The sequence below is a fragment of the Halovibrio salipaludis genome (assembly GCF_002286965.1).
Classification (GTDB): domain Bacteria; phylum Pseudomonadota; class Gammaproteobacteria; order Pseudomonadales; family Oleiphilaceae; genus Halospina; species Halospina salipaludis.
This window is the reverse complement of sequence record NZ_NSKD01000003.1, coordinates 1-13,321: the sequence shown is the minus strand read 5'-3', so window position 1 is coordinate 13,321 and position 13,321 is coordinate 1. Positions and strand designations below refer to the sequence as shown.

Annotated in this window: 16 protein-coding genes; 10 read left to right on the top strand and 6 right to left on the bottom strand. The window is 59.6% G+C overall.

What is annotated here, in order from left to right; genetic code table 11:
* Positions 1–28: 28 nt before the first annotated feature.
* The 3 genes from CK501_RS07815 to CK501_RS07805 all read right to left on the bottom strand — a co-directional run bounded on the left by CK501_RS07815 (position 29) and on the right by CK501_RS07805 (position 2,375).
* Entirely contained in the window at positions 29–364 is a 336-nt protein-coding gene (locus CK501_RS07815) for a type II toxin-antitoxin system TacA family antitoxin (RefSeq protein WP_095617192.1), read from the bottom strand.
* A 138-nt stretch (positions 365–502) separates the two neighbouring features.
* Positions 503–991, bottom strand: coding sequence for a DUF411 domain-containing protein (locus CK501_RS07810; RefSeq protein WP_095617191.1), 489 nt, complete (start codon positions 989–991; stop codon positions 503–505).
* Between the two features lie 34 nt (positions 992–1,025).
* A complete protein-coding gene (locus CK501_RS07805; RefSeq protein WP_095617190.1) occupies positions 1,026–2,375 on the bottom strand; it encodes an APC family permease in 1,350 nt (449 codons plus the stop codon).
* A gap of 197 nt (positions 2,376–2,572) precedes the next feature.
* On the opposite strand from CK501_RS07805, the gene CK501_RS07800 reads away from it, so the two are divergent.
* Entirely contained in the window at positions 2,573–2,908 is a 336-nt protein-coding gene (locus tag CK501_RS07800; RefSeq protein ID WP_095617189.1) for a hypothetical protein, read from the top strand.
* A 57-nt stretch (positions 2,909–2,965) separates the two neighbouring features.
* Positions 2,966–3,412, top strand: coding sequence for a hypothetical protein (locus CK501_RS07795; protein ID WP_095617188.1), 447 nt, complete (start codon positions 2,966–2,968; stop codon positions 3,410–3,412).
* A gap of 29 nt (positions 3,413–3,441) precedes the next feature.
* On the opposite strand, the gene CK501_RS07790 is transcribed toward CK501_RS07795, so the two are convergent.
* The 3 genes from CK501_RS07790 to CK501_RS07780 are packed head-to-tail and all read right to left on the bottom strand — an operon-like array spanning position 3,442 to position 6,610.
* Complete coding sequence (locus CK501_RS07790; RefSeq protein ID WP_095617187.1) at positions 3,442–4,707, bottom strand: ATP-grasp domain-containing protein; 1,266 nt, start codon at positions 4,705–4,707, stop codon at positions 3,442–3,444.
* Between the two features lie 56 nt (positions 4,708–4,763).
* A complete protein-coding gene (locus CK501_RS07785; protein ID WP_095617186.1) occupies positions 4,764–5,678 on the bottom strand; it encodes a DMT family transporter in 915 nt (304 codons plus the stop codon).
* Positions 5,678–6,610 (bottom strand): cation diffusion facilitator family transporter, encoded by a 933-nt coding sequence (locus CK501_RS07780; RefSeq protein WP_095617185.1) that lies wholly within the window; start codon positions 6,608–6,610, stop codon positions 5,678–5,680. The genes CK501_RS07785 and CK501_RS07780 overlap by 1 nt, the downstream gene beginning before the upstream one ends.
* Before the next feature lie 230 nt (positions 6,611–6,840).
* Between CK501_RS07780 and CK501_RS07775 the strand changes: the two genes are divergently transcribed.
* The 8 genes from CK501_RS07775 (at position 6,841) to CK501_RS17245 (ending at position 13,168) form a co-directional block, all read left to right on the top strand.
* A complete protein-coding gene (locus CK501_RS07775; protein WP_095617184.1) occupies positions 6,841–8,637 on the top strand; it encodes a copper resistance system multicopper oxidase in 1,797 nt (598 codons plus the stop codon).
* 32 nt (positions 8,638–8,669) lie between these two features.
* The gene (locus CK501_RS07770) at positions 8,670–9,443 is read left to right on the top strand and encodes a copper resistance protein B (RefSeq protein ID WP_095617591.1); all 774 of its coding nucleotides are present in this window, start codon (positions 8,670–8,672) and stop codon (positions 9,441–9,443) included.
* Between the two features lie 10 nt (positions 9,444–9,453).
* Positions 9,454–10,119, top strand: coding sequence for a response regulator (locus CK501_RS07765; protein ID WP_095617183.1), 666 nt, complete (start codon positions 9,454–9,456; stop codon positions 10,117–10,119).
* Positions 10,106–11,455 (top strand): sensor histidine kinase, encoded by a 1,350-nt coding sequence (locus tag CK501_RS07760; RefSeq protein ID WP_198949435.1) that lies wholly within the window; start codon positions 10,106–10,108, stop codon positions 11,453–11,455. Before CK501_RS07765 ends, CK501_RS07760 begins: the two co-directional genes overlap by 14 nt.
* Positions 11,456–11,485: 30 nt before the next feature.
* Positions 11,486–11,758 (top strand): DUF5676 family membrane protein, encoded by a 273-nt coding sequence (locus CK501_RS07755; protein ID WP_095617181.1) that lies wholly within the window; start codon positions 11,486–11,488, stop codon positions 11,756–11,758.
* Positions 11,759–11,897: 139 nt separating this feature from the next.
* On the top strand, positions 11,898–12,149 hold the full coding sequence (locus CK501_RS07750) for a DUF2933 domain-containing protein (protein ID WP_095617180.1): 252 nt from the start codon (positions 11,898–11,900) through the stop codon (positions 12,147–12,149).
* Between the two features lie 2 nt (positions 12,150–12,151).
* Positions 12,152–12,799 (top strand): methyltransferase family protein, encoded by a 648-nt coding sequence (locus CK501_RS07745; protein WP_095617179.1) that lies wholly within the window; start codon positions 12,152–12,154, stop codon positions 12,797–12,799.
* A 36-nt stretch (positions 12,800–12,835) separates the two neighbouring features.
* Positions 12,836–13,168, top strand: coding sequence for an EamA family transporter (locus CK501_RS17245; protein WP_095617178.1), 333 nt, complete (start codon positions 12,836–12,838; stop codon positions 13,166–13,168).
* Positions 13,169–13,321 lie beyond the last annotated feature (153 nt).

Below are 13,321 nucleotides of genomic sequence, written 5' to 3'. Positions count from 1 at the left end.
GAAGGTGTTGAGTTCCTCAACCCCGCAGTCAAAATCCGCGCGATCGTGGTTCCTGCTCAGTTGTTCTTTCCTGATTCGAGGCATCCACCTGTTCCCTGTAGCGCCGTGCCGCCTGCCTCAGACGGGGCAGGGGGCGTGCTGGCTGGTCCAGTGCCACCATCATGTTCTCGAAGGCTTCGCGGCTCGTGCTGATTCGTGTGGCCCGTTCATTGACCTCACTGGCACGTTCCAGTGCAGCATCCAGAAGGAACTGGGAAACCGTCGATCCCTGCAACTCCGCCGCCTCCGCGATCCGTTGATGGATCTCGGCGCTGGCACGGGCAACCAGCCGTTTTTCCTGCTCTCGTTCAGTTGCCGCTGTCATGGCGACACCTCATTCGTTCGTTGCCAACCCTTGTCTACCCAGCTTGTGGTTGGATGGTGCCAGAATGGCACACACGGCGGAGGGCGTCAAGATATGTTGCCATATTGGCACACATCCGGGGTAGATGCCTTTCTGTCTTCAGAAGGAATAGCTCTGGAAGACGTCGGTCTCGCCATCCGCCGTGAAGGCGAACACCTTGTAATCGTCCTGCCGGCCGGTTTCCATGCCGGGACTGCCGTGGGGCATCCGGGGTACGGCAAGACCGAGTGTGTCCTCACCAAAAGCGCGCTCTTCCGCATCCAGGAAAGCATGGATGTCTTCCGCCGGCACATGCCCTTCAATCACATAACCATCGATGAGGGCGGTGTGACAGGAGGCCATTTCCCGGGGCAGACCGTTTTCCTGCTTGATGGCATTGATGCGGTTTGTGTCCTCGACCCGGGCCTTGAAGCCGTTGTTCTCGATGTGGTCGACCCAGTCATCGCAGCAGCCGCAACTGGGGCTTTTATAGACCGTTATCACGGGCTTACTCCCATTGGCTTCGGATTCAGCGGCAATCACCGGTGCCCCGATGGGTGTTGCAGCAACAAAAAAAGCTGCAATGCTCAAGGAACGGAATCGGTTCATGGAATAATCCCTCTGTTCTGTTTGAGTGAATGGCTCAGTGGTGATGATGCTCATGGTCGCCGTGCGTTGGCGCATCCGGTGACTGATGGCCCAGGAACAGGCTCTCCGACACCAGTATCGCGGCCATCGCCAGTCCCGCAACACCCACGACCAGTGGGTCCGAAAACAGCTTGACCCAGAGGAAACCGGCCAGCACCAGCCCATCCAGCACAATGGCCGTGAGCAGGATCCCGGGCCTTGCGGCAACTTCATGGCGCAGGTAACGGAACACGCCCCAATGGATCGCAATGTCCATGATCAGGTAGAAGATGATGCCCAGTGCCGCGATCCGGCTCAGGTCAAAGAAGGCAGTCAGGATCAGGCCCAGGACCACGGTGTAGACCAGGGTATGCTTCTGGATGTCCCCCGGCATGCCGAAATGGCTGTGCGGTACAAGCTTCATTTCCGTGAGCATGGCCAGCATGCGTGACACGGCGAAGATACTGGCGATGATGCCGCCGGCAGTGGCGGTCATGGCGAGAACGGCCGTGAACCAGACGCCGTAGTCCCCCAGCGCCGGACGGGCCGCGGCCGCCAGGGAGTAGTCGCGGGTCTCGATGATGGCCGGGATGGAGAGATTGCTGGCCACGGCAAAGCCGACCACGGTGTAGATCACCACGCAGGCGGCGATGGAGATCACGATGGCTCGCCCCACGTTGCGGTGGGGGTCCCGGATCTCGGAGCCGCTGTTGGTGATGGTGGTGAAGCCCTTGAACGCCAGGATGCCGAGGGCAGTGGCGCCGAGGAAGCCGGCCAGTGTTGGCTCTGGCTCCGAACGGGTGAAGTCGGCCGCGATCGAATCGGCCACCCAGATCCCCACGAACCCGAACACGATGATCCCGCCCAGCTTGATGATGCCGATCAACGAGGCTGTGCCCTGAATCAACTGGTTGCCCGACAGGTTGATGAGAAAGGCGGTGAGCAGTAGCGCCACACCCAGAACCGGGACCAGGATGGCGCCATCCTCCACCCCGAAAAGCTGCAGCGTGTAGTTGCCGAAGGTCCGGGCTAGGAAGCTCTGGGCGATCACCATGGAGAAGTACATCAGCAGGGCGTTGAACGCCGTTGGCAGGGTGCTCCCGTAGGCCTTGTGCAGGTACATGCCGATACCGCCCGCCGAAGGGTAGGCATTGGACATGCGTACATACGAGTAGGCACTGAATGCGACAATCAGTGCGGCGGACAGGAAAGCAAGGGGAAAAAGGGCGCCGGTCATTTCCGCCATCTGGCCCGTGAGGGCAAAGATGCCGGCACCGATCATGACGCCGGTGCCGAGCATCACGGCACCGGTCAGGGTCAGGCTGCCTGAGGCGTATTGGGGGGTTCGATCGTCCTGTTCAGTCATGGTCTGTCCGTCTTTGTCTGGTTTAACGGATTTGTGCTCAGTCTATTGTAACTCCGGAAACTGAATCAGAGCTGATTTCCCAGTGTTGCAATTGTCAGCCCTGATTCAGGTTGGTGTGCAATTATGATGGAAACGGGAAGTCCCCAAATCGCCAAGTTGCTTAATGGTGGCTCGGCGGGTCAACAGGAGGCTGTGATATGGCTAAACCCCACCGGGCTATCATCAACGAATGCTGCTTTGTTACCCGACACCTCAAGCTGGACAATCTGGATCATGAAAGAACGGAGGTTATCGGACAGGCAATCGACCAGATTACAGGGGTCGATATGGTGTCGCTGAATGAGGATAAGTCCATCCTGAATGTCGCCTATGATGCGGGAAAGGTGAACATAGAGGACATTGAAGCGGTTATACGCAAGCATGGGGCCGACATTGCCCAGGGTAGGTGGACGCGCTTCAAGGAGAGCTGGTATCGCTTCAGTGATGACAATATCCGGGAAAATAAGGAACGCACGCCATGGAGTTGTCACTGACAGCAGGGATTCACTAGACCCTGAATCCCCGGAAACAGGATCCTGGAGTTCCGATATATGCTGAAATGGCGTGGGTGGCTCTATTCTCCCGAGTTAAATATTATCCTGTTCGCCTTCCTGCTCAATTACCCATGGGAATTTCTGCAGGTTCCATTCTACCGGGCTATGCCCCAGGCCGCTCACTGGGATGCCATTCTTTTCTGTTCCCGAGCTACGGTCGGGGATGCGCTGATCGCCCTGGCCAGCTTCTGGTGGGTCGCTCTCATGTCGAGGAGCCGCCGTTGGGTTACCCACCCCTCGCCCTGGCAAGTCGTCAACTTCTCGGCGTTTGCAGTGGTGATCACCATAATCCTTGAATGGCACGCGACAGTAGTTGCCGGGCGTTGGGCCTACGCAGAACAAATGCCGGTACTTCCGGTTATCGGAACCGGACTGCTGCCGCTTTTGCAGTGGGTCATTCTGCCGCCGTTGATTGTCTGGTTGGTGTCTCGACAGATTCGTTAACAACTACCCTGCGGATTTCTGCTTCGTACTCACACCGGAAAGACGGGTGCGAATCCACCTCCTGGCGTACGAAAGTTGGTTGTCTGTCCTTTGTAGAGGCGCGCGGCAGTAAGTAGCCGTTTCCCAGCATAGGTGTACAGGCGAATGTCGACCTTTCTGGTCGTTACTGCATCGTCAATTCTGATACTTCGTTCTCCGGCGGGAACGAGCTGCTGCGCGATGTAATCGTCCTCAAGAATGCTTTCAAAAACACGTCGAGTGATTTTGCTACCCCGGTAGACGCCTTTGCTGCCGTGCCCGGCAACGGGTTTAAAGAACAGTTCGCGTCGAGCACCCCATAACTCAGTCGCATCTTCTCGCGAGACCATTCGAGTCTTTGGCACCGCCCGCTCCAGATATTCCACGTCCGCCTCATTCAATCCCCAGTCGCGCAGAGTTTGCGAGGCTGACAGCAGGGTCAGGTTTCGTTTGTTGGCGAGTAGGGCGTGCACCCGTGGATTGGGAGTAACTACTGCCGCACCGTCGAGATACGCACGCCTCAACGTTGCATGGGGTGGGGTTTCCAGTGCGAAATCCACCAACCGGTTGTAAACCATGTCAATGGATTTGCCGCCCCCCGTCAGTTTGCCATTGGCATACTCAAGTTCGGAGGGGTCGACGATCAGGGTCTCAAGTCCCCGAGCCGACAGTAGTCTCTGAGCGATCCGGAACTCGGGGAACATAAACTGGTTCTGAGGGGCGTCATCCACAATGGCCAGGCGGCGGGGTGTTGTCGAATCGCCGCGCTGCTTTTGCCATTCGTGTTCGAACATGGCGAACACCGCGTCCTGGAATCCTTCGAGCCGTTGATGGCTCGAAGGGTTCTGCTGAGCCGGGGTGCAGCATTGATGCTGGGCCCGGGCAAGTTCAGCGTTCAGAAAAGCGCCGCCGGCATTGGTATTGATCTCGATCAGCTGCGGGCCGTTGGGGCCAAGGTGAAAGTCATAGCCCATTAACGCCCCTATTGGGCCCGGGTCGAAATGTGCGATGGCCGGTGCCCAGGACAGGGCGTGTTCCTGATACGCGGGAAGTTGGGTGGCCGACTCGATTGCCTGAACGGTTCGCTCCATCGTCGAAACGTCAGCTTCTGGGATGAACACGGCTGTATTTGAAAATAGATGATGGAGCTCGGGGATCACTGGCGATTCATCGTCTGTGTCCCGGAATTGGTCCTGAAAGCTTTGTTCGAGGGCTTTCTGGTCAAGAGTGATGCAGTGGCATTCACGGTTGAGTCGATCTGCGTGGGAATTGGTCATACTGTCGGGAATCTCAGTATTCCGGTTTGAACCAGTGGGCCCATAAAAGCGGCTGCTTACTCGCACTGACATGGATGCACGGCTCGCTTGCCTGTATCCCGGGACATTTCCCGGGTCAGCCAGAATCCTGAGCCCAATAGCAAAGCACCGCCGTAGATCATGCTCGCGGCAGGGATCTCACCGAAGATCAGGTAGCCCAGGGTAGATGCCACCACGGGCGAGACGATGATGTCCACCAGGGCGTACACATTGGCATTCAGGGTTTTCAGCACGATTGAGATACCGAAATAGGCGAAGCCGGTGGAGACCACGCCCAGACACAGGGCCCAGAGCATGACCGGCAGCTCCATGCCCAACGCTTCGTAATGGATCATGCCTGTTGGATCACCGGCGCCGAAGACAAAGGGGAAGGGCGAGAGAAAGATCGCGGCGGCCAGCATGGACCAGGCGATATCGTTGCCCGTCTCTGTTTTCCCCTCATGGCGCATATAGGTGACCATGGCCGCGTAGACCGCACCGTCGGCCAGCGCCACGAGGTTACCCAGCATGGATCCTCCTTCCAAGGGTTTTGCGATCACTATGGCCGTGATCGCCAGCGCGAATATGAGAACATAGTTCAGGCGCGCCTTCTCGCCGATAAATAGCCAGGAGAAGATGAAGGTGAAAAACGGCGCTATGCTCCAGAAGATGACCACATTGGCGATGGGGGCAACCGTCATGGCGAAATTGAAGGCACTGATCTGAAGCGCGATCAGCAGTCCGATAATGGCCGTGTCTTTCAGGTTGTTTTTGGGAAAACGCAGACGGTTTTTGCTCGCCAGGGGCATGGCGAGCATCAGGAAAACGGCGGCAAAAGCCAGGGCATAGAAGTTCAGCGTCTGGATGGGAATCCTTCCATCGGTGAGTTTCACGAAGACCCCGATGGTTGCCTCGGAAAAGGTAATCAGGGTGAGAAGGAGCAGAGTCCGCATCAGTGGTGCCCATGATTGCTGGTGCGGGTTACATCAATAGCCTCGGCGCCTGACTCATCCAGGCATATGTTTTCCACTTGAAGTGTAACGAAAAAGAATCCGAACTGGGTCTTAAGCATGTCGTGGGCTTCCTTGAGCACTGCTTGTGGATCTGCCTCCTTGCTGGTTCGCAAGTGGCTCGAAAATACGTAACGCCCGCTGGTCAGCGCCCACGCATGCGCATGATGGGCGTTGGCTACGCCATCCAGCTCCTCCAGTGCGCGAACCACTTCGGTGAGGCTGATATCCGTGGGGGTACCTTCCATGAGCAGGTGCATGGCGTCACGGAGAATGCCCCAGCTGGCCCAGAGCAGGATAAACCCGAAGCCCATGCCCAGAATGGGATCAATCAGCAGGAAACCGGTGAAGTGAATGACCAGAGCCGCAACGATGATGATCAGGCTGCCCACGAAAGTCTGAATGATATGCCAGAGTGCGCCCTTGACGTTCAGGTCGGTGCGGCTCTGTTTCCAGATCAGGCCCAGTGAGATGAACTCGGTGACCAGACCACCCGCAGCTGCCCAGAGCATGGGGCCTGGCGGCAACTCAATGGGTTCGGCCAGGCGGAACGCCCCCATGACGATCACGATCAGGGCCATGCCCAGCAGGAAGCCGCCGTTGACCAGTGCTCCGATGATCTCCGCGCGGTACCACCCGAAACTCCGGTCCTCGTCAGCCGGACGGCGCGCCAGGCGCGCGGCCAGAATAGCCACCAGTACACCACCCACAGCGGAAAAGGTATGGAAGGCGTCCGAAATGACGGCAATGGAACCGGTCCATAGCCCAATGCCCATTTCAATGACGAAATAGATGCCAGTGAGCCAGGCTGAAACAGCCATGCCGAAGCCACTGGAAGGCATATGGCCTGCGTGTCCGGCGTGATTCGAACTCATACCTTCTGTCCTGGTCCAGTCTGCGATGTGAAAACTAGAAAACGGAAGAACCCGCCGTTGTGGGTTTTCCGTCGCGGCCCATGTATGTCAAAGACTTTAATGGATGAAACTGAACTGACACTGACAATAATCGAGCGGCTGCGTCAGTTCTGTGTCAGCTTTGTGTGCAATGCTCCCCACTCGAGTATCGTCAGCCTGGATCAGAATAAGGCGAGTGAGGAAGTTTGAATATGAACAATCATCATAGCGGCCGGCGCTCACTTTCGCGCCGGGACATAATCAGGGCCGGGTCTTCCATGGGCCTGATGGTCGGGCTCGGCACCCTGCTGCCCGGCTATGCCTTCGGCATGACCGGTAACCAGCAACTCACCCGCAGGACCGAGGGCAACTCGGACATCTACGAACTGACCATTGACCGGACGCCCCTGACGATCGATGGGCGCGCGAGTAACCAGCCGATCACGATCAATGGCTCACTGCCCGCCCCGTTGATCCGCCTTCGCGAGGGCCGTGAAGCCGTGCTTCGGGTGACCAACAAGCTTGATGAGCCCACATCCATTCACTGGCACGGCATCCTTCTGCCGTTTGAAATGGACGGTGTTCCGGGCGTCAGTTTCCCTGGGATTGCGCCGGGAGAAACCTTCGAATACCGCTATCCAGTGCGCCAGAGTGGGACCTACTGGTACCACAGCCATTCCGGTCTCCAGGAACAGCTGGGTCATTACGGCCCGCTGATCGTGGATCCGGCGGAGCCCGAGCCGTTCGAGTATGACCGTGAATACGCGATCGTTCTTTCCGACTGGACCTTCAATGATCCAGCCGAGGTCATGCGTAACCTCAAGGTGGCCGAGGGGTATTACAACTACAACAAACGCACGGTTTCTGACTTTTTCGAGGATGTTGCCAGCATGGGCTGGAGTGCCGCCTGGGAGAAGGCCGGCATGTGGGGTCGCATGCGCATGACCCCCAGGGACATTCTTGATGTGACCGGTGCCGAGTACACCTACCTGATGAATGGCATGTCGCCCGATGACAACTGGACTGGTCTTTTTGAGCCGGGCGAAAAAGTACGTCTGCGCGTGATCAATGCTTCGGCCATGTCCATCTTCGATGTTCGCATTCCGGGGCTGGCGATGACCGTGGTCGAGGCCGACGGTCAGAAGGTTGAGCCGGTTGAGACCGATGAGTTCCGCATCGGGGTGGCCGAGACCTACGATGTCATCGTGGAGCCACAGGACGAGGCCTACACCCTGTTTGCCCAGTCCCAGGACCGCTCCGGCTTCACCCGTGGCACCCTGGCCGTGCGTGAAGGTATGGAAGCGTCCGTGCCGGAACTCTATCCGCGCACCGAGCGCGGCATGGCAGCCATGGGCATGGCGGGTCATGGCAGTGATGGTGGCATGGACCATGGTTCCATGGAGGGGATGAACGGCATGCACGATGGCGGTGGCAGCATGGACGGGGCGATGCAGGGAGATGGGGATAACCCCCCGGTGGCGAACCGCCAGATCTCGCACGGTCCGGACAATCACGGCGCAGGCGCCGCCATGGTGGCGATGAACCCGAGGCCGAGACTCGATGACCCCGGCGTGGGCCTCGAACACGTGGATCACCGGGTCCTGACCTACGCTCAGCTTCGGGGCCTGCATGCATGGCCGGATGAACGCGAACCCCAACGTGATGTAGAGCTGCATCTGACCGGGAATATGGAGCGCTACATGTGGTCCTTTGACGGCCAGAAATTCTCGGAGGTGGATGGCCCTGTCGAGTTCCGTCATGGCGAGCGGCTGCGGCTGATCCTGGTCAACGACACCATGATGGATCACCCGATCCACCTCCATGGCATGTGGATGGAACTGGAAACCGGTAACGACGGCTACCGGCCCCGCAAGCACACCCTGCTGGTCAAGCCAGGGGAAATGATCTCCGCGCAGATCACGCCCGAGCATCAGGGCGACTGGGCGTTTCACTGCCACCTGCTCTATCACATGAAGGCGGGCATGTTCCGCGTGGTATCGGTGCAATGAGTCGGGAAACAGCGAGGAATACAATGATGCGCATGACTGCGAAACAGGTTGCTGGGCTGAGCGTCGCATTGGGTACTGCGTTGGCCAGTTCCGGCCTTGTGGCACAGGGAACGGGACCCTTCGCCGAATCGGGCTGGGACCTGCCCGTGCACGACGATGAGCCTTACGCCCAGCTTCTTATGGATCGGTTTGAATACCAGGATTATGAGGATGAGGAAGCCTTTGCCTGGGAAGGCAGCGCCTGGTTCGGAACGGATCGGCACCGACTGCTGGTTCAGTCTGAAGGCGAAGCCGAGCTCGGGGATGGTGATGGCGGCGAGGTGGAGAGCCTCGACGTCCAGTACGCCAATCGTATCGGTGCCTACTGGGATGCCAAGGCGGGACTGGGCTACCAGACCACCTTCGGTCCCGGCCCGGATCGTGACAGGGCCTCGGCGCTGGTCGGTGTGCAGGGGCTGGCCCCCTACTGGTTTGAGGTGGATGCCAACCTGCGCGTGAGCGAGGATGGTGATACGGTCGCTGAATTCGAGGGCGAGTACGACTGGTTGTTCACCCAGCGGCTGATCCTTCAGGGTCGTGGCGAGACCAGCTATGCGTTTTCCGAGGTGCCCGAATTCGGGGTGGGTGAGGGCATTAACGGCCTGACCCTCGGCCTGCGGCTACGCTACGAGTTTCGGCGTGAGATCGCACCCTATGTGGGTGTACGTTGGCAGAAGGATTATGGAGATACCGCCGACCTGACCCGCGCTGAAGGGGAAGACACCGAAAATTCAGCGGTTGTGGCCGGGGTCCGCTGGTGGTTCTGAGGGATAGCCCATGCGACTGCTATTGGTCGAGGACGATGCACTGCTGTGTGACAGCCTGAGCCGCCAGCTCGAGGCGGCGGGCTTTTCCGTGGACGCCATTGGTACTGCCAGCGGCGCCCGGCACCTGGCGGCCCGGGAGGATTACCGCGTGGTGGTCCTGGACCTGGGGCTGCCGGACGGCAATGGCCTGGAACTGCTGCGGGACTGGCGCCGGCAGGGCGTTGCCTGGCCGGTAATGATCCTGACGGCACGGGATGAATGGCAGGACAAGGTCAGCGGCCTGAAAGCCGGTGCCGACGATTACCTTGCCAAGCCATTCCAGGTGGAGGAGCTGGTGGCGCGCCTGCACGCCCTGATCCGCCGCAGCGAAGGGCGGGTGGACTCGCGTCTGGTTGTGGGTGGCTTCGCTCTGGATGAATACCGCCAGTCGCTGACCGCCCCCGATGGCGAGACCCATACCCTGACCGGTACGGAATTCCGCCTGCTGCGGTGCCTGATGAGTCGCCCGGGCCAGATCTTCTCCAAGGACCAGCTGCTGGAGCAGGTCTACAGCCTGGACCACAGCCCCTCGGAAAACGCCATCGAGGCCTACATCCGCCGCCTGCGCAAGCGGGTCGGGCAGGACACCATTGTAACCCGGCGGGGCCAGGGCTATGCCTTCCATGCGCCGGATTGATCCACGCGGCTCGATCCGGGGCCGTTTGCTCAGTCTGTTGTTGCCGGCGGCGGTGGTGCTCATGGGGGCCGCTTGGGTGGTCCACGAACTGTTGCTGCAGCGGATGACGGATCAGTTTCTTGGGCAGCGACTGCGGGATGAGGTGGGATTCCTGGAGCACCAGCTCAGGGCCAGTGAGGGCGATGGGGAATCACCGGTGATCAGCACTGGGACCTACTTCGAGCAGGTGTTCCACCATGCCTTTGCGATCCGGATGGGCGGCAGCGAAACCGCGGAACCGGAACGCTGGCGCCCGGCGCTGCGCACCATGCTTGAGCGTGATGAGACAGGCCTGATCACCCACGACGTGGCGCAGGATGGCCGGTCGGGGCAGCTTCTGGGCTATCGGAGCCAGGTTGCGCTGGAGCAGGGTATGGCAACTATCGTGGTTGCCGAGGATGTGTCCGCCCTGCAGGCGAGTCGGCAGGCCTTACATTGGTGGACCGCCGCCGTCTTCGCGGTTCTACTGCTTCTGCTGGTGCTGGCCATCTGGTTTGCCATACGTCAGTCGCTGCGCTCCGTGGATCATCTCGGTCAGGCCCTTGAGGAACTCCACCAGGGCCAACGGGAACGCCTCGATGTCACGCCACCGGAAGAATTCCGGCCCCTGGTGGCCCAGATCAACCAGTTGCTTGAGACGCTGGACCAGCGCCTCAAGCGCTCGCGCGAGGCCCTGGCGAACCTCTCCCACAGCCTGAGAACACCGATCACCGCCGTCCAGCACATCCTTGAGGATTCGGACCGCCCCCTGGATACACCAACGCGCCAGCAGCTTGCCCAGAGGCTAGGAAGCACGGTTCATCAGTTGGAGGCGGAGCTGAGGCGCAGTCGCTATGCCGGCGCGCAGGCCGGCAAGAGCGCCCTTCCGGTACCGCAGGCGCGGGACCTGATCTGGATGCTGGGCCGGCTGCATCCGGACTGCGCGTTCGAGCTGGATACCCTCCTGAATGAGGAACAGCGTTGGCCGATTGAAGAGCAGGATTTCAACGAGATCCTCGGCAACCTGCTTGACAATGCCGCCAAGTGGGCGCACCGCTCGGTCCGGGTCAGCCTCACGGAGACCAACGACTGGCTGGAAATGGCCGTCCTTGATGATGGGCCGGGCGTGGCGCCGGAAAACCTGCCCGAACTCGGTACCCGTGGTCTCCGGCTGGACGAGCAGACCCCGGGCCATGGTCTGGGGCTGGCAATTGTGCGCGAACTCGTGAGTCGCTATGGCGGCGACGTGCGCTTCGAAACAGCTTCCACGGGCGGTCTGCTGGTGCGGCTTTGGCTGCCGCCGGTTATTCAGGTTTAAGCGTACCAAACACGGAAAAGGAGGTTAATTATGAGTAACCAACCACAGGCAACTACTGGATTGCGGATTGGTCCACTGGGCAACAGCCTATCACTGCTGCTGGCCATCAGTTACCTGCTCTGTGTGGGTTTCGGCCTGATAGCGCCGGAGTCCATGCGCATGTACGAGGCGTGGGCGCCGTTGTTACCCGGCTTTGAATGGCTGAGTCTGTCCGGCTTTATCATCGGCTTGGTTGAGGCCTACCTGTATGGCTGGTACCTGGCGCTCCTGTTTGTGCCGCTGTATCGCTGGTTCAGCCGCTGAGTTCCCCAGACGGGATGCTAAAGCGGATGTCGGACCGTCCCCCTTCAATTAAGCCGGAGGCAGGGGAATCAGGCGCCAGCTTCAGGGCCCACCATGGTCATCGGGGAAGTGTCGAGTTTACTGGAATGGGAATGATGCCATGAACCATCACCACCACGAGGGGAGCCCGCACGGGCAAGACCAGGTCAAACCATCAGCGGCACGTTTCTGGCCAGTGCTGGCAGTGTTTCTGGGAATTGCCTTATTCCTGCTCTGGGAAGAGCATCAAGCCCACATTATAGGCGCTCTGCCCTGGGTGCTGATTCTGGTGCTCTGCCCGCTCATGCACCTTTTCATGCATGGCGGCCATGGTAGGCATGGTCGTCATAATGATTCAGACAGGGAGTATTGATCATGCATGAGGCTGGCACGGCTTATGGTCTCTGGGGGTTGGTACTGCTGAACTCCTTTATCTTCATATTCTTCGCCTTCAGTTTCTTCAAGCCCAGGACCAGGCGCGACTGGCGCAGCTTCGGCGCGTTTTCCGCGTTTCTGGTGGCGCTGTTCACCGAGATGTATGGCTTTCCGCTGACCATCTATCTGGCTTCCGGTTGGTTGCAGAGCAACTATCCTGGCGTCAACTGGCTGTCCCACGATGCCGGCCACCTGCTGGAGATGCTGCTGGGGTGGGAAGCAAACCCGCACTTCGGGCCGTTCCATCTGCTCAGCTTTGTCTTTATCCTCGGCGGCTTTTCGTTGATTGCGACGGCCTGGCGGGTACTCTACACGGCCCAACACTGCGGTGAGCTGGCCACAAGTGGTCCATACGCCCGTCTGCGCCATCCTCAGTACCTCGGCTTCATACTCGTCATGTTCGGGTTTCTGCTGCAGTGGCCGACCCTTCTGACCCTGGCCATGTTTCCGGTACTGAGCTATATGTACGTGCGGCTCGCACGGTATGAAGAGCGCGAGGCCGAGGAGGAGTTTGGCACTGCCTGGCGGACCTATGCTGCTGAAGTACCGGGTTTCGTGCCACGCCTGGCCGCCATCCGGCAGACGTAGGAAAGCCTGGTTTGCGCGCGTCGGGTGGTCTGAGCCATGGGTGTCCGTGACCCTCTGTTGATGGTCTTGGTCGCCTTTCTCTGGGCGATCTGCTTCCCGCTCATTCAGGTCGGACTGGAGGGAGCTCCGCCGCTGGTCTTCGCCGCATCCCGAGCGGCGCTGGCGGGCGCGTTGGTGCTCGTGCTGGCTGCCTGGCTGGGTCGTCCTTGGCCGCGCGGATGGACCAATCTGGCCATGATCGCTGCCATTGGCCTCTCTTTCACGGGGTTGGGGCTAGGAGTCTGCGCGGTAGAAGGTTTTGAGCCCCGTTTTTGTCGGAACGGGGCAGCGTCCAGCCGGAATTGCTTCGAGCAACGTCGGTTGGGTTAAGACACCGATTTTTAGCCGGGTGCGCTGAGCTTGTCAGCTAATAGGCCCCTGAGCTGGGGCCACACCAGCGTTCCCTCATCCGGCCTACGCCAGGCTCATCCGGGAACTCATACGCCGGAGATTCAGCGCCAGACAGACCAGGTCCCACTCCCC